This is a genomic window from Haloferula chungangensis, assembly GCF_042664875.1.
Classification (GTDB): Bacteria; Verrucomicrobiota; Verrucomicrobiia; order Verrucomicrobiales; family Akkermansiaceae; genus Haloferula; species Haloferula chungangensis.
Window position 1 is genome coordinate 316,871 of the sequence record NZ_JBHTBS010000004.1, and the last position, 25,625, is coordinate 342,495.

General features: G+C 59.0%; 14 protein-coding genes. 7 read left to right on the forward strand and 7 right to left on the reverse strand.

The annotated features are described in order from the left end of the window. Positions 1 to 34: 34 nt before the first annotated feature. Positions 35 to 1,492, reverse strand: coding sequence for a coiled-coil domain-containing protein (locus tag ACFQY0_RS10370; protein ID WP_379711994.1), 1,458 nt, complete (start codon positions 1,490 to 1,492; stop codon positions 35 to 37). Between the two features lie 217 nt (positions 1,493 to 1,709). Here ACFQY0_RS10370 and ACFQY0_RS10375 point away from each other — a divergent pair, with 217 nt between their 5' ends. From ACFQY0_RS10375 to ACFQY0_RS10390, 4 genes are all read left to right on the forward strand, one after another. Continuing rightward, the gene (locus ACFQY0_RS10375; protein ID WP_379711996.1) at positions 1,710 to 3,740 is read left to right on the forward strand and encodes an RNA polymerase sigma factor; all 2,031 of its coding nucleotides are present in this window, start codon (positions 1,710 to 1,712) and stop codon (positions 3,738 to 3,740) included. Beyond that, positions 3,737 to 5,005, forward strand: coding sequence for a hypothetical protein (locus tag ACFQY0_RS10380; RefSeq protein WP_379711998.1), 1,269 nt, complete (start codon positions 3,737 to 3,739; stop codon positions 5,003 to 5,005). The genes ACFQY0_RS10375 and ACFQY0_RS10380 overlap by 4 nt, the downstream gene beginning before the upstream one ends. Before the next feature lie 85 nt (positions 5,006 to 5,090). Then, positions 5,091 to 7,412 (forward strand): DUF6250 domain-containing protein, encoded by a 2,322-nt coding sequence (locus ACFQY0_RS10385; protein WP_379712000.1) that lies wholly within the window; start codon positions 5,091 to 5,093, stop codon positions 7,410 to 7,412. A gap of 58 nt (positions 7,413 to 7,470) precedes the next feature. Next, positions 7,471 to 8,181, forward strand: coding sequence for a hypothetical protein (locus tag ACFQY0_RS10390; RefSeq protein ID WP_379712002.1), 711 nt, complete (start codon positions 7,471 to 7,473; stop codon positions 8,179 to 8,181). Between the two features lie 6 nt (positions 8,182 to 8,187). Here the strand turns inward: ACFQY0_RS10390 and ACFQY0_RS10395 are convergent, their stop codons facing one another. The 3 genes from ACFQY0_RS10395 to ACFQY0_RS10405 all read right to left on the reverse strand — a co-directional run bounded on the left by ACFQY0_RS10395 (position 8,188) and on the right by ACFQY0_RS10405 (position 12,223). Continuing rightward, positions 8,188 to 8,793 (reverse strand): flavin reductase family protein, encoded by a 606-nt coding sequence (locus tag ACFQY0_RS10395; protein WP_379712004.1) that lies wholly within the window; start codon positions 8,791 to 8,793, stop codon positions 8,188 to 8,190. A 113-nt stretch (positions 8,794 to 8,906) separates the two neighbouring features. After that, complete coding sequence (locus tag ACFQY0_RS10400; RefSeq protein WP_379712006.1) at positions 8,907 to 10,232, reverse strand: DUF2254 domain-containing protein; 1,326 nt, start codon at positions 10,230 to 10,232, stop codon at positions 8,907 to 8,909. Between the two features lie 44 nt (positions 10,233 to 10,276). After that, positions 10,277 to 12,223, reverse strand: a complete 1,947-nt coding sequence (locus ACFQY0_RS10405; RefSeq protein ID WP_379712008.1) for a glycoside hydrolase family 2 protein — start codon at positions 12,221 to 12,223, stop codon at positions 10,277 to 10,279. 160 nt (positions 12,224 to 12,383) lie between these two features. Between ACFQY0_RS10405 and ACFQY0_RS10410 the strand changes: the two genes are divergently transcribed. Next, positions 12,384 to 13,898 (forward strand): sulfatase family protein, encoded by a 1,515-nt coding sequence (locus ACFQY0_RS10410; RefSeq protein WP_379712010.1) that lies wholly within the window; start codon positions 12,384 to 12,386, stop codon positions 13,896 to 13,898. A gap of 17 nt (positions 13,899 to 13,915) precedes the next feature. Here the strand turns inward: ACFQY0_RS10410 and ACFQY0_RS10415 are convergent, their stop codons facing one another. Together ACFQY0_RS10415 and ACFQY0_RS10420 are read right to left on the reverse strand one after the other, a co-directional pair. After that, positions 13,916 to 14,563, reverse strand: a complete 648-nt coding sequence (locus ACFQY0_RS10415; RefSeq protein ID WP_379712012.1) for an RluA family pseudouridine synthase — start codon at positions 14,561 to 14,563, stop codon at positions 13,916 to 13,918. Then, on the reverse strand, positions 14,550 to 15,317 hold the full coding sequence (locus ACFQY0_RS10420) for a hypothetical protein (RefSeq protein ID WP_379712014.1): 768 nt from the start codon (positions 15,315 to 15,317) through the stop codon (positions 14,550 to 14,552). The genes ACFQY0_RS10415 and ACFQY0_RS10420 overlap by 14 nt, the downstream gene beginning before the upstream one ends. Before the next feature lie 119 nt (positions 15,318 to 15,436). Between ACFQY0_RS10420 and ACFQY0_RS10425 the strand changes: the two genes are divergently transcribed. Beyond that, a complete protein-coding gene (locus ACFQY0_RS10425; RefSeq protein ID WP_379712016.1) occupies positions 15,437 to 16,330 on the forward strand; it encodes a class I SAM-dependent methyltransferase in 894 nt (297 codons plus the stop codon). A gap of 135 nt (positions 16,331 to 16,465) precedes the next feature. Beyond that, positions 16,466 to 18,001 carry a hypothetical protein gene (locus ACFQY0_RS10430; protein WP_379712018.1) on the forward strand — a complete coding sequence of 512 codons (1,536 nt, stop codon included), beginning with the start codon at positions 16,466 to 16,468 and terminating at the stop codon, positions 17,999 to 18,001. Between the two features lie 118 nt (positions 18,002 to 18,119). On the opposite strand, the gene ACFQY0_RS10435 is transcribed toward ACFQY0_RS10430, so the two are convergent. Further along, complete coding sequence (locus ACFQY0_RS10435) at positions 18,120 to 25,409, reverse strand: RCC1 domain-containing protein (RefSeq protein WP_379712020.1); 7,290 nt, start codon at positions 25,407 to 25,409, stop codon at positions 18,120 to 18,122. Positions 25,410 to 25,625: the final 216 nt, after the last annotated feature.

Sequence of the window (25,625 nt, forward strand, 5' to 3'; positions counted from 1 at the left end):
TTCGGGTGAGCGGCTTGGGGAAAATCGTGACGGCTTACTCGTCGATTCCGTCGACTTTAGCGGTATCCTTGGAGTGAGCTTTGTCGAGGCTGGCTTGAAGCTGGGCGATTTCTGATTCGCGCTTTTTGAGGGCTTCACGGAGCACCTGCTTTTCTTCTTCCACCGCTTTGACCTGCTCTTTGCTGCGCTTCAGTTGCTCGCTGGTTTGAGTGGAGATTTCGCGCAATTCGTTGCTGTCCTTGCGAAGGGTGGCCAGGGAGCTTTGTGATTTCTGGAGCTCTTGGCGAAGGCCGGAGATTTCCTTTTCAGTGCTCTCAGCCTTTTCCTGAAGAGCCTTCCGGGCCTGGTCCTTTTCACCGCGAATGGCGGCAATGGCTTTTTCACTTTGCTGCTGCTTCTCCTTGAGTGCGGCGAGTTCCTGGGCGCTGTCCTTTTGCTGCTTGGCAGCCTGGGCCTTGGAAGCTTCGAGCTGCTGCTGGCTTGTCTTGAGAGCAGCACTACCTTTTTCAACACTCTGGCGGAGTTCGCCCTTTTCACGGTTGAGCTTGTTGATGTCGGCGTTGGCGGTCTGCAGCTTGGCTCCGAGCTCGTTGATCTTGCTTTCGGCAGTCTTGCGAGCGGCTTCGGCGTTTGAGAGCTTACCTTGGGTTTCCTTGGTAGTTTGCTCGGCAGCGGCGAGTGACTTGGCCATGTTCGAGTGCTCGTGCTGGAGCTTTGCGGCGAACTTTTCAAGAACGGCGGCGTTCTGCACGGCGTCGCGAGTCGTGATCTTGGAAGCATTGAGCGTGCGCTTGTTTTCATCAAGCTGAGCGGTCAGGGCTTTGTTCGATTCGGTGGCTTCGGCGAGGGCGACTTCAAGGATGTCTCCCCGGCGTTGAGCCGCGCTAAGCTGGTCACGTGTCTGGTCGTGGCTCTTGCGTTCGGATGCGAGCTGGGATTGGGCGCTGTTGAGATCCTTTTCCAGCTTGGCCTTGGCGCTACGCAATTGTTCGTTTTGCTTGCTCAGGGCGATGCGTTCGGCGGGAGCTTCGAGCTCGCTGCGGACGCTGGCAATGTCACCTTGAAGGGAGGAGAACTCCTTGAGGGTAGCGGCCATCTGATCGCGGAATTTGGCAAGGTTGGCGTGAGCCTCGTCACCGGCGGCAAGCTTTTTGCTGAGCTGCTCGGACTGGTTCTTCCAGTTGGCTTCGCTCTTCTGGGTTGCCGCGAGTTGCTTCTTCAGCTCGGCAAGTTCGCGTTGGGTCTCGGCGTGGGCCTTGCGTCGGGCGTCGAGTTCGTTGACGGCAAGGACGCGCTGGGCTTCGGCTTCGGCAAGCTTGTTGCTGGATTCTTCGAGCACCTTAGAGAGTGAGTCGAAGCTCGCATCAAGGAGCTTGGTAGTTTTGCTGGCTTTCGCCGCAACGTCCGCCGAGGCGGTTGGTTCTGCGCCTGGGAGGGCGGGGGTCATCGCAACTGCGAGACCGAGTAGCATGGCTTTTATGGATGGTTTCATCATGACTTTGATGGATTTGTCGAATTCCTCTAAACGTATACAATCTTAGGGGTAGCCCGAAAAGGAATAATTCGGATTACCTAAGCATTACCCTTGCTTTTTACCATATGTTTCATCTGAGGATAGGAAAATGAATCGCTCGGGGAACTTTCGTCACCGTTCCAGGCTTTTGGCGTCAGGGCCATCGAGCTTCCGCGGGCTGATAGCTCCAAAATAATTGTCCGCATCGGGGAGTGGCGCGGTGTTCTATGGGCAAAAGGACATGCAGGAAACCGACGGACAACTTCTCATCCGCTTTGCAAAGGATCGCGATGATGCGGCGTTCAATGCGCTCGCCTCACGCTATCTCGGGCTGATTTACCACACGGCGCTGCGTCGCTCGGGGAGCCGACCGCTGGCCGAGGAGGTCAGCCAGAACGTGCTCTGCGCGGTGGCGAAGAAGGCCTCGTCACTTGCCAGGCATCCAGAGCGCCTGCCTGCCTGGCTGCACCGAGCCACCCTCTTCGAATCCTCCAAAGCCATGCGTTCCGAAGCGTCCCACCACCGCCGATCCCAGCTTCGACATCCCGACGAAATCGGCGGCACCGGGAACAACGAGGCGGCGTGGCTCGCGGCTTTGCCTCATCTCGATCCCGCGCTGGATCGCTTGTCGGAATCGGACCGGGTGGTGGTTCTGCAGCATTACTTCGAAGGCTGGTCTTTCAGGAAAATCGCCGAGCAGCAGGCACGTCCGGCCGCGACGGTGCAGAAGCAGTGCCGACGGGCGATCGACAAACTCTCAAGGATGTTGCGCGGCAAAGGGGTGGCGATCACCGCGGCTGCACTGGCATCCGGGCTCGGCACGCAGCTCGCGAAGGCGGCGCCGGCGAGTTTGTTGAAAACGGCGGCGGGTTCCGCGCTCGCCGGAGCATCCACCCATTCCACCACCCATCTGACTCTCTTCATGGCCATGAAATCAAAAGCCGTTCTGCCGCTCACCCTCCTCGTCCTCGCTTCGCCACTGGTCGTTCAGCAACTCGCCATCTCGCGGGTCGTGGATCAGAATGAACGACTTCGATTTGGTCTCACTGAAATGAAAAAGCCGATTCGTCCGAACCGGACTTTGGAAGGTGCGGATGTTGGTTTGGCAAAACACAGGATCACGATCGATGACTTGCAGCGGGCGTACGCCGAGGCGCAGCGCTTGGGGGTCCTCAAGCGGATCGAATTCGAGGAAATGCTGGCTTCGCTCAGTGATGATGAACTGGCCGAGCTGATTCCGCAGGTGTTTGGGTTGCGCGGTGATCAATCGAAGAAATCGAATCTGCTCAGGGAACTCGTGACGGCGCTGGCGAAGATCGATTCCGAGCGAGCGGTTAGAGTCGCCTGCTCCGCCGTTCCCGGGAAGCCTCTGATGCTGAACGTCGGCGTCGAAAAAGCGCTCTATGACTGGACTTCAAAATCTCCTGGTGAAGCGATCGATTGGCTTAAAGAACTGAGTGGCGAATTTCCGGGTCTCGGAAGTTCGGGGGACACCACGTGGTTGGCATTCAAGGATTTTCAGGCGGCAGTTGCAGGAGCTCTAATACTCGAGGACTCGCCGCGAGTGCGCGAGGTGATGGGCTTGGTACCCGGCGTGCACTTTCACTACCTGATACGCGATGCGATGGATTTTATCGCGCCCGAGCGTTCTCTTGAGCCAGACATGGCCGTGGATCGGTTCGCCAAGTTCCTGCCCTTGATTCGTGAGTATGTTCCGGGGGAGGCCAAAAATGATGGATACGGTCGAGTGCAAGCCATCGGAGGTCTCTTATGGGCATGCAATGCTTGGCCCTATTGGCAGGATTCTCAAGTGCCGGGACGCATCATGGAAACGGTGGATTTGCTCCCATCAGAACGCCGGGTGATCGCGGAGGCTTATGCGGCCACCGTGGTGGGAAACTACTATGATCATCAACCACGGCCCGAGCGGACGATGGTCGAGTCGGCGGCGATGACATGGCTGGAGCGGCACGTGCCGAATGAGGCGGATGAGATTTTCGAAATGACGAAAGCGACTCTCCATGATCGTGAACGGCGTGAAATCGAGAATCAATTGAGGAGTATCAGCCAACGGGAGGTGCTGCGTGATGACGACTTGGTGCGCGAACTCGGTCGCCGCGACTTCGGGGAATTTACCGAGTTCCGTGCGCAGGCGCTGGAGCTTGCTCAAAAAATCAAGGACCCGGTGAAGCGGGCGGAAATCATTCAAACCATCGAGAACCCATGAAACGCCTCCTCCTGATTGTTGCCGCGATCCTGATCGTTGCGGCCCTTGCCTTCTTCCAAAACAAGCGCCTGGCCGCTCTTCGAGCCGACACTGCCAGACTGCTGGCGCAAACTCAGGGCGATTCTGCTTCGGATGGTGAATCGCCCGCCACCGCGTCATCGTCGCTCGGAGTGAGCGAGGAGAAGGTCGCCGCAGTTCACGAAGCGATGGTCGAGATGATCGTGGCTTTCCGTGAAATGCGGAGCAGTGGCCGAAGGGACGGAGATCTGAATTTCGTCGAGCAGAGAAAACAGATGCTCTTAACGGCGAAGGATTTTTCTGCGGAAAACATCGCCTCCTTGATTGCGGCGCTTCAAAGGGATGAGAGGCTCGCAGAGTTGACTGCCGATCAACGGATCGAGGCCTGCTTCGAACTTTTTCTTGAAGTCGCGCCCAAGGCCTTCCTCGACTACCTTGAAGCCCATCGCGATCTTCCTGATTGGCAGCAACGTTTTGATCGCTGCTATCGGGCGTGGTTACAGGTTTCACCGCAGGAGGCGATGGCGCGCTTTGAGGAGAAAAAGGGGAACGCCGACTATGAGACCACCTCGACACGGCAGAGTGCGATGCTCGCCTTGGCGGCTTCTGATCCCGACCGGATGTTGGAGATGGCGATGTCGCCGAAGTATGCCGCCGATCCCGACGCGCTGGCCCACCTTGGGGGTTTCGTGGACGACAGGCTCGACACCCTGGCAGATCACCTGCGCTTCATGGCGGCGCTGAGGCGGGCGGAGGAGAAGCGTGGGGATTCACCATTGCTGGCGACGGTCCGGAAGGATTATGTTAGAGAAATGACCAACCAGCTGGAGCGATGGCCCTTTGAGGACGTGCGGACCCTGGTCGATGGCGAGTTTACTCCGCAGGAAAAGTTTCAGGTTGCGGTGGGTGCATCCCATCAAGGGGATCTGGAAAACAGAGGGAAGTGGGCGGACTGGTTTCTCGATATTGATCCGAAAACGTGGGATACGTGGATTGCAGATCAGCCAAACAAGTTCAAGCATCCGGTAGTAGATCTGGTCTGCAACTGGGGCCGGGAGGATCCGGTGAGCGCTGCGAGCTGGATGGAAAAGATGCCCGAGGGTGAACTCCGCTCTGCCACCGTGCTGGGGTTCGCATGGACCATTGCCGACGGTGATCCCGAGATGGCGGCGAGCTACCTGCCCGAGATTCCGGATAGCAAGGGACGGAAGAATCTTGTTAAGAAGATCGGGAGGGCGAGGGAGTGATCATGGCCCAAGTCAACTGGTGAACAAGAAACCCGCATCTTGCTGACATGAGCTGCCCCGCTTTCCTGTAAAATGGGCACGCACGATGACGACGAAAGCTTTTCTCCTCACCCTCACCCTGGGCTCCGCACTCTTCTCCGGAGCCCACGCTCAGTATCGTGAAGACGCCGGGCCATGGGTGCTTGGCGAGGCTCAGGGACGCTTCGAAGTCGGTCAGCTCATCGGTGAAGACCAATTCCACCAGCTCGATCAATGGGTCGTGCAGATCGAGGATAAGAAAGGGGCGCCGACTCCCCGCGTCGAGGTCCGGAATCGCAGCCTCGACTGCTACGTTCCTGCCCGCGGCTGCACGATCTGGTTGAAGAAGAAGCTCAAGACCCGCGTCACGATCAGCTACGATGTCCTCTGCCCGACACCGAAAGAAAAGATCAACGGTTTGCGGCCCACCGACATCAATAATTTCTGGATGGCCAGCGACCCGGTCGATGCCGACAAGGGCCTGTTTGATCCGAAGCGTTACGACGGAGGTTTCGGCAGCTATGACAAGATGCTCGGCTACTACGCCAGCACCGGCGGCGGAAAGAATAGCACCACCCGCATGCGGCGCTATCCGCGAACTGTCGAGGGTGAGGCCGCAGCTCATCTCGCGCTCACCGACAAGGATGGTCAGAAGGATTTCCTCATCAAGCCGGACCAGCGCATGAGCGTGCAGCTCGTCGCCTTCGATGACCTCATCCAGTACATCGTCGACGGACGCCTCGTTTACGAAATCTCGCGCGACGACGAGATCCAGATCGAGCGCCAGGACGCGAAAGGCAAGCGGATCCGTGAGGCTGCGGCGTACGATCTCGATCGATTCCCGGTATACAAGGAAGGCTACTTCGGCTTCCGCATGGTCGGCACCCACCACATCTATTCGAACTTCCGGGTCCACGAACTGGAGCCCGTGGCCGGGGAACAACTGGACCGGGAAAAAGTCGAAGTTTCGAGTCTCGATGAACTTCGCGAAGCCGCCACCCGGAGCCACCAGCACGTGACCATGAAACCGGGCACCTACACCGTCGGAGAAATCCGCGACAGCAAGATCGCCTTCCACTTTTCCGGATCAAACAACTACTTCGATCTCAGCGGTGTCACCATCAACATGCCCATCGAGGTCATCTCAGCGATGAGCGACAACCGAGGGATCGAGAGCGATCGGGGCAACGGTCAACGACGCCGCAATCGGGATTCGCGCGGCACGGGAACTTACGTGCTCAGCGGCAATCACATCACCATCAAGGGCGGCGTTTTCGAGAACACCTATCCTGATGGCAAAAACGAAGTCACTGACTTTGGCGCCTACAATCGCGATCGTTCGAACTACCCTGAACGTGGCACCACCGAATTGCGCATCAGTGGTGATGACAACCGTCTGATCGGCTGCCGCATGATCGTCCGCGGTTCCTTCCCCTACGGCTACGGGAACATTTACGGCATTGGTTCCAGCCCGGTCCTTTCCCTGAAGAAGCACTGTGGCATCCAGATCACCGGGAACCGCAGCATCCTCGACCACTGCGATCTGAAAATGGAAGCCTTTGGTCACGCCATCTATGCCCAGAGTGGCGCGGATCAAACCACCGTTCGCAATACCACTGTTGTTGGAGAGCTTCGTCCCAGCAACGACTTCTATACCGAGAAGCACGAGGACGATCTCGCCCGAAGGTTCGACTACCAGATCCAGTGGCCGGAGAATGTCGCCGGCCTGGCGATGCCACGCGACCACATGATCAATCTTTGTGAAGACGCCATCCGCGCCTACGAGAAGACCGGGCATTTCACCGTCGACAACTGCCGCGTCGACAAGACCCGCGGGGGCATCAAGCTCTACCTCGCCAGAAGTGCCCGCATTTCCAACTGCCTCGTCACCGACTGTGTGATCGAGAGCTACTCGCCGCCGAGTCGCGGAACGATCGTCGACTCAGCTGGCAATGCCGCCTACGGACCGCTGCTTTATTTGCACATGGATTCCCACCATGACGCGCGGATCGAACTCGAGGTCCTGCCCTCAGAGCACAGCCTCGGTGACCACCCGCTCGCCGCCATCAAGGGCCACGGCCACAACATCACCTTCACCAGCGCGGATTCCTCGCCACCCGCAGTCCAGCGTCCCATCATCCTCGGCTTCCTGCTGCGTTTCGATTTCCTCTCCGTTGATTTTCCCGATGTCCCCGAAGGCATGGAAGAGCTCTTCCTCAACTTCGCGCCAGACCAATGCAAGGCCTCCGAGATCACCCTCAACAACCGCACGCCTTACGCCGTCGTGCTTGGCAAGGACGCCACCAATAACCGCATCGAAAGCTACGGCCCGATCCGCGATCTCGGAAAGAGCAATCGCACCAGAAACATCGGCTCTCCCTCGCCCTGAACCGATCATGCCATTGGATTTCAGGTGATCGGATCAGGACTTCTGCTTAGGAACGGGCATGCATCCAACTGGACTCACTGCGGATAACGCCCGCGTGCAGAGGGTTTCGAACTTTGATGAGCTCCTGAGGACTCGCTTCGAAAATGGAGTAAACGCGCTTTGCTGGGAGCGGCGGTTGGATGGCGACTTCGAGGAAGTAATCCGGAAGCTGAAGCTCGAGGGCGGAATCAATCCGCTGGATGAGGAGGAACTGGAAAGTCTGGAGCTGAGCGAGGCGGGAAAGAAGGCGGTCGAACAAATGCTCTCCGACATGAGGAAGCTGCGCTCCCTGGGTCTGGCCCCGGAGCTCAACGGGGTGATCGGCTACGAGCGGGACGATGATCCGGGTTTGTTGCGAACCGATGTGTATTCGTTCCACGCGGATCGCGCGACCGATGAGGCGGATACCTGGCTGTGCACCTACCTGGGTCCTTCGAGTGAAGGTTTGAAAAATGAGGAGGCGCTGCGGCACATCGATGATCCCGAAACGAGGGCGATGCTGTTAGATGACTATGGGGGCAAGGATGACGAGGGCTTCGCGGAGTATCTGGCCGACTACTGCTACGACCTTCACTACGCACCCCGGCCTGGGGCGGAAGTCTATTCGTTTGGTGTCTGGAACCTGTGGCGGATTGCAGTCGACTATCCGGGCTGCCCGGTGCCGCCCTGCATTCATCGCGCGCCGGACAGCTTGCCCGGTGATCCGTCACGTCTGCTGCTGATCGCTTGAGCCAGATCAGTCGGGTCGCTTGAGCGAGAAAAGATCGTCGGTGCGGGCATACCAGTCCGGCGATCCCATGCGGGCGATCGGGGCGTACTTTTCCTGATCAAAACGAAGCGTCTTGGGATCGAAGAGCCCCTCTCTCGCCCAAACGCGGTGAACCTGACCAATGATGAGTCGGTTCTTTCCGATCCGCAATGTCGTGTGCTCGCGGCACTCCAGTGCCGCGGGAGCCTCGACGATTCTCGGAACGGAGACATGATCGCAGTCCGCAAGAGTGAGACCCAGGCCGTCCAACTCGCTGTCGCCATAGTCCTTCTCGGCGGCGGTGGCGTTCATGGCCTCGACCAGGGGTTCGTCTAACAAATGAATGACGAACTCGCCGCTCTCGCGGATATTGCGTGCGGTATCCTTCGGGACTCCAGGTTCCTTGTCGCCCGGCGCGATGACCACCACGGGCGGTCTTGAACCGAACACGTTGAAAAATGAAAAGGGAGCCACATTCACTGAGCCTTCCGCGCTTCTGGTCGCTGTCCAGGCGATGGGTCGCGGGGCCACCAATGAGGCCAGAATCTGGTAAGCCTTCCCCTTATGTTCGTCGTCGAGGTTGAACAGTTGCATCGAGTTCAAGCATGGTTGCCATCGAGGCGCAGTCAAAGCCGAATGGAGGAATGTTAGGGGCTGTCGGTATCGGCCCACCTGGACTGATCCTCGATCCCTGCCGAATGGATACGTCATCGATCCTTCATCAAATTGCGCAATGCGCTGTGACGGTCTTCGATCTCCTTCGAATCCGAATCGGTGGGTGCGTTCGCGAGAGCCACCGAGGCGATCAACTCGCCCTGTTTGAGAACCGCTTCGAGTTGCTTTCCAATGCGGCATTGCTGACCGACGCCCCTGAGCATTTCGAGCATGCGAATGGAGACCTCCGGTTTGTTGAATGACGCCTGGCGGATCTGGTCGCAGGCTGCATCGAGAAACGAAGTGAAGGTTTCGGGGCGGGTTCTGATCCGGGGAACGCCATCGTCATCCTCGAATTCGTCTTTGGGCAAGCGCTTGCCCGCGACCCGGACGAGAGCTCCGCCGAGGTAGTCGATGCAGTTGATGGCGGTGAAGGGGTCGTTGATCCCAGGGGAAAGCGCCCGCAAGGCGACTTCGACCAACTGCCGGACGCAGTACTCGAAATCCTGTTCTGCGGTCCGCCGCTCGCCAATCAGAAAGCAATTGTGAAATCTTGTCCGATCTTCGGAAGAGAGAGCGCTGGGTGCGTTCCATGCCACCAGATGACCTCCGTTGACAATGAAGTCGCCCGGTCTAACAAGAACCCGGCAGTGAAGATCGTGTTCTGCGGCGAGCGATACCATCCCGGCGATGTCAACGGCTTGAAGGTACCCTGTTTTCTGGGAAGCGAGGGAGTCTTCACTGTTCAAATCCTCCCAGCTCTCCTTTTCCTGCATCCGCCTGTCTTCTTCCGCGTCGTCCGAGACTCCTTCTTCTCCGAAGAAATCATCGATGGAGCGACAGAGCTCGCGGTAGACATCGGCGACCACGCGATCCGCCTGGATGGAGAAAACCACATGCTGGATGAAGGCGATGAACAGACCGATGCAGGCGAGACTCAGAAGGAAGGCTCCGAATGTTGCCAGATGGGGCACGAAGCCATCGCCGCCATTGCGCACGTTCCGGATTACCAGCAGGCAATAGACATGGGTGGCTAACAAAAGTCCGAGAGTGAACTGGGTGGTGTTCGCACGGATAAAGTTCCGGAGGAGTCTCGGCCCAAACTGGGATGAGGCGAGCGTGAGCGCCACCAAGGCGACTGAAAAGGTGACCCCGGCAAGTGCGAGGACGGAATTCGCAATCGTGCCAAGCAGGGTGGTCGTTCCTTCAGGAGAGATATTCTCAAGCCAGGGCGCTGTCCGCAACACCCAGTGCTTGGCATGGTGGTCGAGCGTGATCAGCGAAACGGCGGCAATGATCGAACTCATCACCAAGACCGCGGGAACCACCCAGAAGGTCGAGCGGAGCTTGTCCATCAGGTGGGCAATCTTGGTTTTCATGAGATGATGGGTTGGTTGAGCCAGGAGTTCGAAGTTTGCGATGTCTAACGGACTGGCCAGCTGAGGTCACGGAAGACATCGCGGACGAGCTTGGGCTGGCCATATTCGTTGTACATGCCCATGCGCGACCAGCCATCGGATTTCCTGTTGCCGGTGTAGGTCTTGCGCGATCGGTAATCGACAAGAAGCCAGTAGGTGTAGCCGGAGAGGGGTGGGGAAAATCGGCTGAGCACCTCGTGTTGGCGGGTAAGCAGGTGGGCTTGCCAGTTCTCGTTGCCCTTGCGTTCCTTGGGACCCCGGTCGCCGAGTTTCGACCAGCCACCGTTCTCAAGGATGATCAGTGGCTTGTCAGGGTTCTCCTTGATGGTGCGTTTGAGGTCGGGTTCAAGCTTCTCAAAAGGATCCATCGCACCACGGTATTCGTTGAAGCCAACGGCATCGGCATGTTCGAAGTGGGGCTGGCCCATGTGCGGATGCCAGGCGGCCCAGGTAACCGGGCGTTCCTGCCAGTCGTGTTGGTCGACGAGTTCGTGGCCCATTTTGACAAAGCGTTCGTACTCGGGGCAGAACTGGTGACACTCGTTGTGGATGCCCCAGATCACGACCGACGGGTGGTTCATGAGATCCCACAGAGCACAGCGGCCAAGTGATTGGAAGATGGACTGGCTGTCTTTGGTCTGCGCGTCCATCGACTTTTCCTTGTACCAGAATCCGCCCCATTCTCCGCAAAGCAACACGCCCTGCTGATCGGCGAGTTGGTAGGTGAGAGGATGACGCTCGGCAACGTGGAGGCGAACGAAGTTGGCCTTCGCATCCTTGGCAAGTTTGAAGAAGTCGCGGTGATCGCTCTCTGTTAGGGCGTTGCCACGAGTCGGGTGTTCTTCGTAAAATGCGGCGCCTTTGAGAAAGATGGGTTCGTTGTTGAGGCTGAAGCGTGTGCCATCGACGCGGAAGCTGCGGATGCCGAAGGTGGTTTGGAGCTGGTCGATGGCAGCATCGTCCTCCGACAAACTGGCCACAAGCTGGTAGAGCTGCGGCGAGTCCGGCGACCAGAGGCTGGCGTCCTTTTTCAAGGGGGCGCTGAAACGCAGGAGCTGGTGGCCACCGGGAGCGATTTCGTAAGGGAGGGCCGCGGTGCTTTCAATCGCCGACGAGCTGATGCTGGCGAGACCGTTGTGGGCTTTGGTGTCGTGATTGCTGAGGCAGAGAATGGCTTCGAGCTTGCCATCGAGAGTCCGAATCTGGGTCTTGCGGATGGTGACGAGGTTTTCGCTGATGAGGCTGACCGAGCGAGGAATGCCGGCGTAGGGCCAGTTGTCGGGAGCCTTCGGGTGACGGGTGTGGGTGTATTCGATTTCGTCGAAGCCTTTGCCGTCCTTTTTCTCGCGGAAATTTGGCAGGCGAATGATCTGCACGGCAAGTGTGTTGGAGCCGCTGCGAACTTTGTTAGAGAGATTCAGCGAGAAAGGTTGGCCGCCGCCTTCGTGGCGGGCGAGGAGCTCGCCATTCAGAAAGATGCGGACCCGATGGGGAACGCCGAGGAATTCGAGACGGTGACTTTTTCCAGGGAGAAGCTCGGTGTCGAAGTCGCGACGGTACCATGCGGCGCCGTCGTACATCGGCGGGTTTTTCATCGAACGATCCGACCAATCCCAAAAGCGACCGCCAGCCATCATGTCCCAGCAGTGGGGCACATTCACGCTGGTCCAGGCATCGAGATCCGAGGAGCTGTGCCACTTTTCGGTGAGGCCGATATTTTCGGGGTCAAAGCGGAAATGCCATGGTCCATCGAGTGAGCTGCGGCGGCGATGAGGGTTGGCGGAATGGTCCTCGAAGTCAGGGCGGATCTCGCCGTAATGAAAGACGACGGGAAATCCCCCAAGCTCGCGCGTTTCGATCTGCATGGCATGTGCGAAATCAGGCGCGTCTGCAAAGTCGTCGGCGTGAAGGACAGAAATGCTGAGGATGAGCGCGGAGAAGATGGCTTTCAATGGGATGAGTGGCTGGTGGGGCTTGCCCTCCAACAAAGCGCAGGAACCACAGCTTTGCACTCTTAGAATGGCAATCTTGCCGGAGCATTCAGGGCAAAGTCAACTGGGTGAGTGAGCAGGGATTTGACGGAAGCTGGAAACCGATCAGCTTTGATCATTCATGAAGGCCTTCCGAATTGCCCACGCTCTGTTTTTCGCCATGGCAGGCTTGCTGTTGCCAAGTGCTTCACTGCAGGCGAAAAATCCACCGAACATCGTATTCATTTTTTCCGATGACCATGCCTGGCAGGCGGTTAGCGCCTATGGCTCGGGTTTGAATCAAACTCCGAATATCGATCGCCTTGCCAATGAAGGCATGCGCTTCGACCGCTGTCTCGTGCCGAACTCGATCTGTGGTCCGAGCCGCGCGACGGTCATGACCGGCACCTACAACCACATCAACGGTTTCATCGACAACAGTGGCTGCCGTTTTGATGGGAGCCAGACGACCTTTCCCAAGCTCCTTCAGGCCGCGAACTATCAGACGGCGATGATCGGAAAATGGCATCTCGGCTCGGATCCTACGGGATTCGATCACTGGCAGATTCTTCCGGGCCAAGGTCAGTATTATAATCCACCGATGATCAAGAACGGGGAGAAGATTCGTGAGCACGGCTATGTCACCAACATCATCACCGATCTGAGCATCGACTGGCTCAAGCAGCGCGATCCCTCCCGTCCCTTTTTGCTGATGTGCCACCACAAGGCGCCGCATCGCAACTGGTCGCCGGATACCGCGAAACTTGATCCCTCCAACAACCATCAGTATCCCGAACCGGAAACTCTCTTCGATGATTACTCCGGCCGTGGCAAGGGCGTGAGCGAGCAGGATATGTCGATTGCCAAGACGATGCACGACGGCGACATGAAGCTGAAACCTTCCTCGTCGATCCCCAAGGAGCATCGTGAGAAATGGAATGCTTACTATGAGCCGAGGAATGAAGCCTTTCGAAAGGCGAAGCTGGAAGGGCGGGATCTGATCCGCTGGAAGTACCAGCGCTACATGCACGATTACCTGAGCTGCATTTCTTCGGTGGATGATGGCGTCGGAAAGATCCTCGATTACCTGAAGGAGAGTGGGCTCGATGAAAACACGATCGTTGTCTATTCCTCGGATCAGGGGTTCTATCTCGGTGAGCACGGCTGGTTCGACAAGCGCTGGATCTTTGAGGAATCCCTGCGCACTCCGCTGCTGGTCCGTTGGCCGGAGGTCGTCAAGCCTGGCAGCACGAGCAAGAGGATCGTTTCGAACCTCGACTTTGCAGAGACCTTTCTGGAAGCCGCCGGTGTTGCCATTCCATCTGAAATGCAGGGGCGCAGCCTGGTGCCTCTTTTAAAGGGAAATGAGCCAGAGGATTGGAGGGAGAGCTTCTATTATCATTACTACGAATTTCCCGGAGTTCATAGCGTGCCGCGCCATTACGGTGTGGTCACGGACCGTTACAAGCTCGTCCATGTCTACAAGCCCTATGACTACTGGGAGTTATATGATCTTGAAAAGGATCCTCACGAAATGAAAAGCGTCTACGATAATCCCGAATACGCCGAGACCCGGAAAGTTCTTGAGAAGGAGCTCAAAAGACTGCGGACCGAGCTGAAGGTTCAAGACAAGGATCCCAAGGGAACGAGGAAGTGAGTCCCCGAGGGACCATCCTACCAGCCGGGACTTGATTCGAAGCGGAGCGTCTCGCCGGTTCGGGGATGTTCGAAGCCTAGCTCTGTGGCATGAAGTCGGAGTTCTCCCGATTTCTTGCCGTCGCCATAAAAGGTGTCGCCGACGATCGGGATTCCCAAGCCCTTGGGGTGCGCCGAGTGAACCCTCAGTTGGTGGGTTCGCCCGGTGATCGGGACAAAGGAAATCCGTGTCCGGCCATTTTCTATTCCGATCTTTTCCCAGTGAGTGATGCCGATCTTTCCGTGCACCTCGTCGTAGATCTGGATGGGCCGATTGTCGACATCGAGCCGGAAGGGCAGCTCGATGGTGCCGGCGTTCGCTTCGAGGATTCCATCTAACAGCGCGATGTAGCGCTTGCTGGTTTTTCGCTGTTCGAACTGGCGGCTGAGCGTCCTGTGGGCGTCGGCATTGAGCGCGAGCAACTGCAGGCCGGAGGTATCCATGTCGAGCCGGTGGACCGCAGGTTGCTCGATGCAGCCGGGGTAGAGCCGTTTTACCCGGGTTGCGACGCTGTCGGTTTTCTCCGGACCTCTTCCGGGAACGGAGAGCATGCCGCTCTGCTTGTTGACGACCACGAAGTCGGGATCTTCGTGGATGATTTCGAGATGGGTGTCAGGAGAGTTCATCGATTCCGCAAAGCATGAATCCCAGTATGGGTTGGCACTTCTCCTGGCAACAGGGATAAAATCTTCCCTGTACTCTGGATCCGCTTGGGGTGGAGGCTCCCCAGTAGAATTCCGCCAATCCCATCGGCTTGAGCCGCATGAGGGCGGCGTGGTTGAGCAGCTTGGGCCCGCAGCAATCACCAACGCCACCGGGAATGTCGCCGCTGTTAGAAAAAACGTCCCGGAGGAATCGTTGTTCGCCCCGGAAGTTCGTGAAAAGCAGCTGGTCCTGGACGGTGGCCACCAGTCCGCGGGAGATCCTCTTTCGCTCCTCCCGGATGCCGACGGCGGTGGCGGGGTCGTGGGCGTTGGCATGGATCTTCCGAGTCAGTGCTTTGATCTCAGCTTGAGCGGGGAGAACCACCTCATCCCACAGCTCGTCGCTGTGGATCGGTGGCACCCATCCTGCGATGTGCCGAACGCCGTCGCGTAGCGACGAGAAGGCCCGCAGGACGACCTGATTTCCCTCGGGGTCGAGGCAATCGAGAACTCCGAACATGTGACCACGCCCCTCTTGAAAGAGATAGTCGAAGGAGAGTTGCGGATCCGCTTCCTCGTCCGAAGCCAAGTAGTCGAGGCGTCGGATTCTTGAGAACAGATCCATCATTTCCCGCCCATGATCGGCGGCCCGTCCTTCGGGTAGGGAGTGGACGACGCCGCAAGTGCGGCAAAAGCCCATGCAGGTTTCGTGAATCGGGGGTTCAGCGTTCGTCATCTACTTCGTGCGAGACAAGCGGGCATCTCGGCTTGTTCCAATGCTTTTCCTTCTCCTTCCGAGCTCAGCGCTGCGCCCTCGACTCCGGCGGGCATGGGCCTAGCATCCCAGCGCAAGCCATGGCCCCACTCCCTTCTCTTCAGCAACTCGGGCGGGAGAGCTGTCGCTTGCTCCACGGTCGAGGCGGGCGCTTCCCGGGACTCGAACACCTCGCCATCGATTGGTTTTCACCGACCTTGCTTGTCACTTTTTATGCCGAGAAGGATTCCAAGCGCCGCCTCCTGAAGGAGTTGATGGATGCCGCCGAGGAGTCTCCCGAAGTGAAGGGGATCGTCGTCCAGGAGCGCCACCTGCGCGGGGCGCCCAAACGATTGATCTTCGGCCAGCTGCCGGATGCTCCCGTCGCCAAGGAATCGGGGCTTCGCTTTCACCTCAATCTCCAACGCAATCAGAACCACGGCTTCTTTCTCGATATGAAACCGGGACGCGACTGGGTCCGGGAGAATGCCGCAGGCAAGCGAGTGCTCAACTTGTTTGCCTACACCTGCTCGCTCTCGGTCGCGGCCATCGCCGGTGGCGCGGAATCGGTGGTCAATCTCGACATGGCCAGCGGAGCTCTCGCGACCGGCAGGGAAAACCATCGGCTCAATTTTGATGAGGAGACCTGCCGACGTGCGAGCTATCTTGCCCACGATCTTTTCAAGTCATGGGGGAAACTGAAACGCGGTGCTCCCTACGATCTGATTGTGATCGATCCACCGTCGAACCAGGTGGGCAGCTTTGTTGCGGAGAAGGATTACCCAAAGATGGTGCGCCGGCTATCCGAGCTCGCGCATCCGGATTCGAAGATTCTCGCCTGCCTGAATGCGCCCCATCTCGACGCATCGTTTCTCACGGAATGGTTCTCGGATTACCAGTGGTCGAAACGGCTTCCAAGGGCGCCGGGTTTCGATGACATCCGGCCCGAAAGCTCGCTCAAGTGCCTGGTTTTCACACCGTCGCCGGAGGATTAGGAGGTATGTGGCTGCTGCGGGAAGCAGAGTTTACAGGGTGATCGAAGCCAGGGCATTGGCGGGTTGATCGGCACTAGGCATTCGTGGAAAAGGAAGGGAGTGCATTATCATTTCCATAGTTCCTCGAGAAAAGACGTGCAACCAATCCGGACCGCGCGCTCTGCACGAGCCATCGTCGGCCGCCTGCTAGGGCCAGCGGCGCTCGTCTCCCTGCTGTCGCCGCTGCTGGCACAGGATGATGTTTTCGACCCGGGGCTTCAGCATACCGAGAACCCGCCGATGGTGGTGAATGCCCGGATGCCCCCGCCGCCACCGGAGCCGACGGAGGATTTTGAAATCCGCTCGGGTTATCGCCTGATCACGACGCTTGATGAGTTCCGCGAAGTGACGAAGAAGAGCAATCAGAAGATCCGCATGAAGCCGGGCATCTATCGCGCCGAATCGGCCGATCCACCGGTGAGCTTGCCGAAGGATCGCGCAAGCATCGGAGTCGGAGGCAATCAGAGGGAGGGCTATCAGGAACACATTTTCGCGGTCAATGGATCGAACAATTTTTTCGACCTCCGTGGCGTGGTCATTGAGACTCCGGTTTCGGTTCAGAGCAAGCTCACCGGAAGAACCCATATCGCGGATTCCTGGCACATCAATGGAGCGAAAAACACCTTCATCGGCGGGTATTTTCGCAACGTCCTCGACATGCCCTATCCAACTTACCGGGTCACCGAGAACGAGTTTGAAGTCTGCGGCGATGGCAATCGCTTCATCGACTGCACCTTCGTCATCAAAGGATCGGTGCCCTACGGCTACACGGATTTTTACGGGAAGGGGAGCGGGAGTTTCGGACGCCTCAACAAGCATGCCTTCATGTCGATTGATCATGCCAACGGAACCGAGCTGATCCGCTGCAAAGTCTATCATCAGTCCTTTGGGCACTGCGTGCATTTCCATACCGTGGACGGCGCCTTGATCCAAGACTGCGCTTTCACGGGAGTGCTCAGGCCGACCGACGATATTTTTAAGGAACGTGTCGGCCGCGCCGTGGAGAACGACTTTTACATGCTCTATCGGAAAAAGCAGCCCATCCCCCGGGGTGAGGTGATCCCTCTAACAGAAGATGGCATCCGCTCCTATGAAGACGTGAAGAACATCAAGGTGATCAACACCACCGTCGAGCGGATGCGCGGTTCGATCCAGTTGCTGTGCACTGGCGATGTCTATTTGGAAAATGTGACGGTGCTCGAGAGCGGTGATTTCTCCTTCGACGTGTCGGCCACCCCCGGAAGCCGCATCGTGATGAAGGACTGCCGTGGTGATGTCGCCTATAACCCGCTCTTCAATCTTACCCGCGGCGATTTGCCTGAGAATGCCGGCTACGAAGTCACGCTGCTCAGTCCGCCGGAGGGATCCAAGCCGACGCCGCGATCCAGCTTGGGAAAAATCTGCGGGAAAAACTGCAAGTTCATCATCCGGGATGGGACCGAACGGCCGCTGCCCGAGGAAGCAAACTATCTGATCTGCGGTGGCGACAAGGAGTTGGTCGATTCCACCATCGAGAACCACTCCAGCGCCAAGCTCATCCTCAAGAAGAACGTGCGCAACTGCATCATTCGTTCCAATGGTCCCGTCGAAGACGAAGGCAAGGGAAACCGGGTGATGAAGATGGGACCCTAGCCACTGCGCGAGCCATCGATTTGTTGCTTAAACTGAAACCACTGGCACTCGATGATCCGCGACCTGCTTTCCTGACGCCCTGCGGTTCTGCGGCGCTCGCGAGTTGTTCCTGTTTCCTTCAGGGATCGACTTGTTCCACCCGGACACGCAGGAAGCGGGCTGGGCTGGGGTCGTTCAGGATTTCCTGTTCGACGACGGTTTCGCGGGCGCTGTCGAGTGAGGTTACCGAGACGACTTCGGTGTTGCCAGGGCCTGAAATCCAGGTGCCAAGTCCGGTGCTGGCCTCGACGGTGTATTGCAGGTCGGGGGCGTTTTTCCAGCGAGTGTAGGAAATCTGAAGGCGGCCGGCGACAGGTGTGGCGAAGGGAAGGCTCGACCGAGTGGGAGCCGCTGGATTCAGATCGAAGGCGTAGGACAGGATGTGGGGAATGCCCGTTTCGAATGGATCGTCCATTGGTTGCGATTCTGGAGGCAGGCTACGGGAAGCAAGGAATGAGGCAAAATTCGCATCGACGTCCAGAGTCGCATCGCTGCTGTTCGTGCTGGCTTCCAAATTGGTAAACACCGCGCGGTAGGCATAACCGTTCTGGTTGGCGGTGATGTTATCAAGTTCCAATGTTGAAGTCATTTGGCCCGCGAGGTCGGCATAGGCCCCGCCGGGGCCGGTGATGCTGCGTTGCCAACGAACGGTCGGCGCGGGATAGCCATCCGCAGTGGCGGTGAAGGTGGCATGATCTCCTGCGTTGACCCTGAGCGATCCCGGTTGCTCGGCGACGGTGGGCGCGGTGCCTTTGCCAGCAATGGCAAGGCTGTGCGAACCTCCGGCGGCGATGGCTATCAAGGGGCGGTTGCCATGGGCTCCAAGGGCACTTATGGCTACCGGACTATTCATGGGCCTGAAGCTGCTGTTGTCGCCAAGTTCGCCATATCGGGTCGATCCCCAGGCATAGCCGAGGCCATCCGAGCTGATGGCCAGCGAGTGGCCATCCCCGGCGGCAACGGCGACGATCGTTTTTCCGGCCAGCAGGCCGTCGGTTCCAACCGCCGTCGGAATGGAGCTGCCGAAGAAGCTGCCGGTTCCAAGCTGGTCTGATCGATTGTCACCCCAGGCATAGACCCTGCCATCGGATGTCACGGCCAGACTGTGAGCGGCTCCGGCGGCGATCGCGACAACGGTCTTTCCATCGATCAGGCCGTCACCGCTGACGGGCAACGGGATGGATGACGAATAACTCGAACCTCCGAGCTGCCCGTCCTGATTCGCCCCCCAGCTATAGATGCGACCATCGGCGGTGAGAACGAGGGTGTGGTTGCCTCCGGCGGCGATGGAGACCACGCTCCGGCCCGCCAAATCTCCGCTGTTGGAAATCTCCACCGGGGTCGGGGAGCCCATGGTGCTGCCAGTGCCCAGTTGGCCGTACTGATTCGATCCCCAGGTGATCAAGCTGCCGTCGGAAGTTAGTGCGACATTGTGAACCGAGCCGGAGGATATGGCGGTCACGGTTTTTCCAGCGAGTACCCCGCTACGGGAAACGGCGACGGGTGTGGCGCTGCTGGCAGTCCCGCCATTCCCGAGGGTGTAGTTGAAGTTCGAGCCCCATGCGGCAACGTGGCCATCGCTTGTTAGAGCGAGGCTGTGATTGCTGCCCGCCGCGATGCCGATGACCCGCTTGCCGGAGAGTTCGCCGCTGTGATCGACTTCGACCGGAACACTGCTCGAGCTGCTGGTGCCATTTCCAAGTTTGCCGGAGCTGTTGGAACCCCATGCGAAAACCCGACCGTCTGAGGTGAGCGCCAGGCTGTGGTCCGCACCGGCGGCAACTTTCACCACGGACTTCCCGGACATCACGCCGCTGGTGTCGACGGCGACTGAAGTTTTGTTGGTGGTGGTGTTGGTGCCTGCGCCGACCTGGCCATACGAACCACGACCCCATGCAATAGGGAGCGTGTCGGTCCAGCGCAGCACCAGGCTGCGGCCGTTTCCACCGAAATAGTCCACGGTGAATGAGTGGCTGATGCCGTCGAAGTTGAGTGGAATCGTCGCCCCTTGCACGAGGTTCGAGAAACTCCCACTGAAGAACGCGCTACCGGTGTTGCGGATGACCGTCAGCTCCACGCCTGGGACCGGAGCGAATCCGAGGCTTAGATCCAGTGTTCCGGCAAGCGTTGGCGATGATGCCGTGAATGGCACTTGGTCTGGGCTTTGGAACGTCACGGGCGATTCCGCCGAGATGATATTCAGTGTCGCGGGCATGGTGGCATTCGTGCCGCCAAGGTTGGTGAAAATAGCGCGATACTGATGTCCATCTTGAGATTCAGATAGACCACCGAGTTGAAGTTTTGAGGTGCTGGCGCTTGGGTTGTCCGTGATGTCGGTGAACTCTTCATCTGGGTCGGCCTGCTGCCACTGGATGGAAATCGGTAGCGGGTCGAGGGCATCGCCATCGAATGTCGCCACTGTGGTGTCGGCACCGTCACCAAGGATGAATGAGAGGTCCTCCGGGTTCACCGTGACATAGGGTGAGGCTGCCACGCCAAGCAGGGCGAAGCTCCGAATGCCGACGGACACGATCGACTGCACCGTCGCGCTTTGGAGGATGCCGGTGGAGACGACGCTTACCGGCACCGGACTATTCACCCTGCTGTCATTGCCGAGCTGACCCGAGGAATTCAAGCCCCAGGAAACGATCGCGCCATCCGCAGTCTGGGCCATGCAATGATCGCCACCTGCGGAAATAGCCGTGACGAATTTCCCGGACAGCGCGCCATCGGTGGCGACGGCAACAGGCACCGAGCTGTTCGTAGGAGCGGTGTTGTCACCGAGTTGGCCGTGGTAGTTTTCTCCCCAGGCGAAGACCAGACCGTCATCGGTCAGGGCAAGGCTGTGACCTTCTCCGGCGGCAATGGCGACCACCCGTTTTCCGGCGAGCGCGCCAGTCATATCGACCTTCACCGGAATCCGCGGGTCGATGGTGCTGCCGTCGCCGAGTTGACCGGCAATGTTTTCGCCCCAAGCGATGATTTCTCCATCGCTTGTGAGAGCGAGGCTGTGTTTGTCGCCGGCGGCGATGGCTACGACGGATTTTCCGAGAAGTGCGCCGCGGGTATCAACGGCAGCGGGAACGAGACTGTCTTGCCAATTGATCGTGCCCAGTTGGTCCTGGCCATTGTCGCCCCAGGCGAAAACTAGGCCATCGGCCGTGAGCGCGAGACTGTGATTGTCACCGGCGGCGATGGCGGTAACGATTTTCCCGGCCAGTGCACCGTCGGCGATGACGGCAACCGGCTGGGCGCTGTAGTCCAAGGAACTGCCCTTGCCGAGCTGGCCTTGGGAGTTTTCACCCCATGAAAAGACTTCACCATTCGCCGAGAGCGCGAGGTTGTGATACTCACCTGTAGCGATGGTGACGACCGTCTTCTCCGCAAGGATGCCATCGTCCTTCACTTGGCCGGGGACTTGGTTTGAGGTGGTGAGGGTGTTGCCAAGCTGGCCTCGGTTGTTAGAGCCCCAGGAAAAGACCTTTCCTTCGGTTGTTAGGGCGAGCTGATGGCTGCGGCCCGACTTGAGGTCGGTGATCGTTTTTTCGGCGAGTGCCGGGCGCGTGGCTACGTAGGTAGGAACGTTTGCGATGCTCGACCCCCAGGCGGCGACGGAGGTCCAGGGCCAGTGGAGGACCAGGCTTCGGCCATTTCCTCCATGATAGTTAGCGATGAAGGGATAGGTGACTCCATGGTGAGTAAGGTTGATGAGGCCTCCTTGCGGAATGTTTTCGAAGGCACCATCGATGAACGAAGGTCCGGTGTTTTCCACCAGCATGAGGTTCGTGCCGGCGGGCGGGACGAAATCAAGTTGGAGGTCCAGCGTGCCGGAGGCATGGATCCGCGGGGCTTCAAAGGGAGCAGGGGAGGCGGAGGAAAGTGTGGCCGACCATTCGACGATTCGCAGCAGAGCGGGAGTGGAGGCGCGCTCGCCGGCGGCGTTGGTGAAGACCGCGCGGTAAGCCCAGCCGTCTTGATCCGCCGTGACTTCAGGAAGGGTCAAGGTGCCCGAGTTGTCAGGCAGGTCGCCAAAGGTTCCGGCCATTCCCGTAGGGCTGACCTGCCACCTCACCGTGAAAGGAAACGGGTCCTCTGCCGCGGCGGTGAAGGTCGCGGACTGACCGGCGGCCACCATCAGGTCCAGCGGTTGACGGATCACCGTGGGGGCACCACGCCCGGCAAGTGCGACTGAGGAATTCCACCCAGCGACAACGCGGGTGAAGCGGAGATTCGCCATGATGCCTGTCGTGTCGACGGCAACAGGGACCGAGCTATCCGTCCATCCGCCGTCCCCCAGTTCACGGGATCCATTGTCGCCCCAGGCAAAGAGTTCACCAGTGGTCGTCAGCGCCATGGTGTGTGAGTCGCTCAGGCTGAGCGAGGCGACGGCTTTGCCCGCGAGCACGCCATTGGTGTCGACGGCGACCGGCACCCAGCTGAGGGTGGTCGTCCCATTTCCCAGTTCGCCAGCCCAATTTCGGCCCCAGCCGAAGACTTCGCCCTCCGATGACACGGCCATGCTGCGGGAGTCCGTTGCGGCGATGGCGGTGATGAATTTATCTGCGAGCACGCCGCTTGTGTCGACCGGAGTAGGAAGCGGGGAACCGAACGAGGGGGGTCCGCCACCATTTCCGAGTGCTCCCTCCGATGCCGAGCCCCAGGAAAATACTACGCCATCCTGAGTCAGCGCTGCGCCGTGACGGTTCCCGGCCGCAATGGCGACCACGGGCGTGGTGCCGATCTCGCCCGGATCGATACGGACCGGATCGGCATGGTACTGGCCGTTCGTTCCCAGTTGGTAGGAGTCCCCCGCCCCCCAGCCGTAGATCTCCCCTTCGGAGGTTAATGCCAGATCGAAGTCTCCCCCGGCCGACACCGCGACGACGATCTTGTCATGAAGCGCTCCATCGGGGCTGAGTTCGGTAGGTGTTAGGCTGTGATCGGTTCCGCTAATGCTGCTGCGGAGTTTTCCCCAGATCAGGACGCGGCCTTCTGCGGTGATTGCCAGGCTGTGTCTGGCGCCGGCGGCGATGGCGACGACGGTTTTGCCATTGAGCGCTCCGCTGGTGTCCACGGCCACGGGGAGATGGCTCCCCGTGGTGGAGTTGTTTCCGAGCTGGCCGTTGCCGTTGTTTCCCCATGCGAAGACCATGCCGTCTGATGTCAGGGCGAGGGCATGACCACCCGACATGGAGATATCGGACACGGTTTTGCCGACCATGGGTCCGGCGAGCGGAATCTCGACCGGGGGGTTCTGAGACGAGGTGCCGATGTCGCCGAGAACTCCTGAGCCATTGCTGCCCCATCCTACGAGACCCATCGCCGGCCATTGGAGGACCAAGCTACGGCCGTTGCCGCCGTAGTAGTTCGCGATGTAGTGGTAGGTGATGCCGTTGAACGTCAGCGGGACGGTGGCGCCTTGAGGGATGTCGGAAAAACGGCCGTGGATGGGGGCCGGACCGGTGTTCCAGATGACGGTGAGGTCGGTGCCAGGTGTTGGTTCGAAGCTCAGGATCGGGGATAGGTTTCCTGAGACCGATGCGGAGCTTACTGTCGCCAATGGTCCGGCTGAGGCCGAAAAGGAGGCAGGCCAGGAGGCCTCATGAAAGGTCGCCGGATGGCTCGTCGCGCTGCCGGAGAGGCTGGAAAAAACGGCGCGGAATGCCGAGCCGTCCGCGATGCCGGTGGTGTCGCTGAGCGACAAAGCCCGGGTGTTGGCAGAGGCTTCGTCGGTGATGTCGACGAAAGGTCCGCCGGCTCCAGTGGTGCTGATCTGCCACTGGACGGTTGTTGGGAATGGATGAGCGACTGCTGCGCTAAAAGTGGCCGCCGCGCCGGGGTTCGCCGCTAGATTCAGCGGATGTACCCGCATCTGTGGCGGGCCGGGGTCCGCCAAGGCGTAGCAGCGGTTTCTTCCTGAGAAAAAGGCCGCAATCCAACGTCCGGAAGATGGACCAAGACCCGGCACTGGCACCGGGGACAATGCGGAGCCTTGTTGGTCTGCCCCATTTCCCAATTGGGCATAGCCGTCAGATCCCCAGACGTGCGGCTGGCCATCGGATGTGAGTGCCGTGGAATGGGCGTCTCCAGCTGCGATTGAGATCACCGATTTTGAGGAAAGGGAACCCCCTGCTAGAGCGGGAACCAGGCTACTGGCGCTGCTCCCAATCCCGAGCTGGCCACTGCCGTTCGATCCCCACGCGTGAACCTGCCCATCGCTTGTTAGAGCCAGGTTGAAGTTGGCACCGGCGGAGATGGCGGAGACGCTCTTGCCGGCGAGACTGCCGGTGGCGACCACCTGCACCGGCACCGGGCTGGGACTGGTGCTATTGTTTCCCAGTTGGCCAGTGGAATTGAATCCCCAGGTGATGACCTTGCCCTCCGAGGTGACGGCCGCGCTGTGGGTGAAACCGGCGGAAATGCCGGTGACCGTCTTTCCCGCCAAAACGCCTGAGGTGTCGACCGGCACCGGACTGTGATGGTTGTCGATCAGCCCATTTCCGAGCTGTCCTTGAAACCCATATCCCCACGCGAAGACCAGCCCATCCGAAGTAAGCGCCAGGCTGTGATACTGGCCCGCCGCGATGGCCACGACACTTTTACCCGCCAGGGCACCGCTGGTATCCACCGCCACGGGAGTTCGGCTGCCTTCTGTCGTGCCGTCGCCCAGTCTTCCGGAACCATTGTCACCCCAGGCGAAGACCTTGCCGTCGGATGTGAGGGCGAGGCTGTGCACGCTGCTAGCGGCGATGGCCACCACGGTCTTTCCTGCCAAGGCTCCGCTGGCCTCCACTTGGACCGGGACATCACTGGATTCGGTCGTGCCATTTCCGAGTTGGCCATAGGTGTTGCGGCCCCACGCAAACACTTCTCCGTCCGCTGTCAGGGCCAGCGTGTAATCGCCCCCCGGAGCCACTGAGAGTATCGACTTGCCGGCCAACTCACCTTCATGGGTCAGTTGCGAAGGTGTGCTGGTTTCGTCGAGTGAGTTGTCCCAAGCCCAGCCGACCATCTGCAGATCAGGCCACTGGAGCACCAGGCTTCGGCCATTCCCGCCGAAGTAGTTGGCGATATAGTGGTAGGTGGTGCCGTTGAATGTCAGCGGGACGGTGGCGCCTTGAGGAACGCCATCAAAGGTGCCGGATAGGAAGGGCACCCCGGTATTTTTCACCACTGTAAGATTCTGTCCGGGTGTGGGCTGAAAGTTGAGCGTCAGATCGAGGGCTCCACTTGCGGTATAGCTCGGTGCCGTGATGGCGACATCAGACGCTTGGTTAAAGGTGAATTCGAGGCTGGCAAATGCGGGAACCACGAGCTCAGCGAGGATCAGGCAAAGGATCAGGAGTCGAGAGAGAGGCTTTTTTGTCATTTCCGACCTCAAGCGGTATACTCAAAATCAAGGGCTGAGGAGCCAAAAGATAGGAACGCAGGTGCTCCGGATATAAATAGCCTTGTGAAATCGATCAGCTTCGTGAATGGCATCCCTGAGGAGCCCCCGTGTATTCTCGTCGTGATGTAGGAAGCGCTTGAGGTCATTTCGTTTCCACCACGGAAGAGCTGGGTGACGCGCCCAGAAGGGAATGAG